Annotated in this window: 2 protein-coding genes; both read left to right on the top strand. The window is 71.8% G+C overall.

Annotated elements, in window-relative coordinates; genetic code table 11:
- The first annotated feature begins 4 nt into the window (after positions 1 to 4).
- Entirely contained in the window at positions 5 to 1,423 is a 1,419-nt protein-coding gene (locus MXD58_RS29235; RefSeq protein WP_250611385.1) for a GH25 family lysozyme, read from the top strand.
- A gap of 398 nt (positions 1,424 to 1,821) precedes the next feature.
- A partial coding sequence (locus MXD58_RS29230) for a DUF7144 family membrane protein (protein WP_250611383.1) occupies positions 1,822 to 2,372 on the top strand: 551 nt, incomplete at its 3' end.

Genomic DNA, 2,372 nt, shown 5'->3' with positions numbered 1-2,372 from the left:
GCCCCTGCCGGTCGGCATCCCGATCCGGCCCGGAACACCGCTGCCCCCCGGCATCGTCCTGCCGCTGACCCGGGTGGACCTGGACCCGTCGGGCCAGCGGGGACCCGAGGCCACGCACGCTGCGCCGACCCACACGACACCACCACCGGCGCCACCGCGGACAGACCGGCGGAGCCGGCCATTGACAACGATCCCGCTGCCCCGCCGACTACTGAGCGTCGCGGCCCTGACCGCCGCCGCGCTGACGCTGTCCGGTCCCACGGTCGCCCGGGGCGCGACGCCTTCCCCGCTGTGGCCGCGGGGCGTCGACGTGGCCTCCTGGCAGCATCCCGGTGGCGGGCCGATCAACTGGAACGCCGCCCGCGCCTCCGGGCTGAGCTTCGCCCTCATCAAGGCGACCGAGGGCACGGCATACACCAACCCGTTCTTCGCCGCCGACCGCGCCGCGGCGACCAGGGCCGGACTGATCGTCGGGGCCTACCACTACGCCCGGCCGACCGCGGCCATCTCCACCGCGGTCGAGCAGGCCCGGCGCTTCATCGCCGTGACCGGGCTGACCCGCACCGCGGGCCACCTCGCACCGGCCCTGGACCTGGAGGACAACGGCGGACTCGATCCCGCCGCACTGGCCGCCTGGGTCCACGCCTTCCTGGAGGAGGTCGAGTCCGAGACCGGGCGGACGCCCATCCTCTACACCTACCGCTCGTTCTGGACCGACCAGATGGGCGACTCCCACGACTTCACGAAGTACCCGATCTGGTTCGCGATCTACAACAACCAGGCGACCCCGGGCGTCCTGCCGGGCGGCTGGCCGAACTGGGCGCTGTGGCAGTACACCTCGGGCGGCACGGTGCCCGGGATCGCCGGCGCCGTCGACGTGAACGTGCTGTGCTGCACGACGACCGCACTCGCCGCCCAGGCGGACGGGACCCGCAGCGAGATCCAGAAGTGGCACGCCGGCGCCGGGCTGGTCGCGCTGGCGCTCGGCGCGCCGATCGGGGTCGAGAACCCGGCCGGCGGCGGCGGCCGCTGGCAGCAGTACTCCAACGGCCTGGTCTTCTGGTCGGTGGCGACCGGAGTGCACGCCCTGTGGGGCCCGATCGCGCCGAGGTACCTGGCGGTCGGCGGCTCGAACAGGTTCCTGCACCGGCCGGTGAGCGACATCGAGAACACCGTCGCGCCCGGCGGACAGCAGGCCCGCTTCCAGGGCGGCTGGATCTACTGGCATCCCGCCACCGGCGCCCACGTCGTCAACGGTCGGATCCTGCAGACCTATCTCGGCCTCGGCGGCTCGGGCTCGGCGCTCGGGCTGCCCACCTCCGACGAGTACTCGGTGCCCGGCGGTCGGCAGAGCGACTTCCAGCACGGCCGGTTGCGGTGGGACGCGGTGACCAATCAGGTGGCACAGGTTCCCCTCGGCTAGCGGAACCGGGTGCGCTTCGAGCTGGTCCCTGCGCACGGCCTGGTCGCTGCGCACGGCACAGTGCCCGGATTGCCCGCGCGGAACTGCCGGCCGCGCTGCCGACCGGTCGCTTCGGAGGAGTCGGTGCCCGGATTTCCCCGCCATGATCGGTCGGAGGGTCCCTGACGGCGACACGACCGAGAGCGACCAGGCAGGGGTGACGAGGGCGCGCGGCGGGTATCGCACCTGAACAGCGGACGGTAGTCATCTGACTACCAATGAGACGCAGGACCGCGCGGTGCGGGCATCGACCCGCCGCGACCACATGGTCGCGCCCGTCCGCCCCGGACGTCCGCCATCACCGGGGCGAGACGGTTCTCCGACCGAGCGGGGCACCGGCGTCGAACGGGGAGGACCAGATGGCAGGAAACCGGGCTGCACGCCCGATGAGCGGTTGGCTCACCTTCGCCGCCGTCATCATGTTCATCGTCGGATTCCACAACATGATCTACGGTATCGCGGCGCTACGCGACTATGCGGTGATCGTGAACAACCTGACCACCGGCGACACGAACGTGATCTACGCCGACCGGAACTTCTGGGGCTGGATGTGGATCGCGTTCGGCATCGTCGAGATGGCCATCGCCGTCGGGATCTACCTGCGCAACGAGGCCGCGCGCTGGGCCGGCATCGTGATCGCCTCGCTCAACGCGATCGGCCAGCTGGCCTTCATGGCCGCGTTCCCGGTCTGGTCGGTCGTCATCATCGCGATCGACATCCTGGTGATCTACGCCCTGCTCACCTATGACTCGGCCCGTACCGGCACCGGCTACCAGGAGCCCTACCCGAGTGACCAGCCCGGTGTCGGCACTCCCGCCGGTCGTGCCGCGGGCGTCGGCCGCCACGCCGAACACGCGACGGCGACACCTGGCGGCGCCACTGGCCCCGGCGGACCCGCCGGCGGCTACGG

The organism is Frankia sp. AgKG'84/4, assembly GCF_023242965.2.
Lineage (GTDB): Bacteria > Actinomycetota > Actinomycetes > Frankiales > Frankiaceae > Frankia.
Note: the sequence above shows the minus strand (reverse complement) of the source record. Positions and strands in the feature narration are given on the sequence as shown.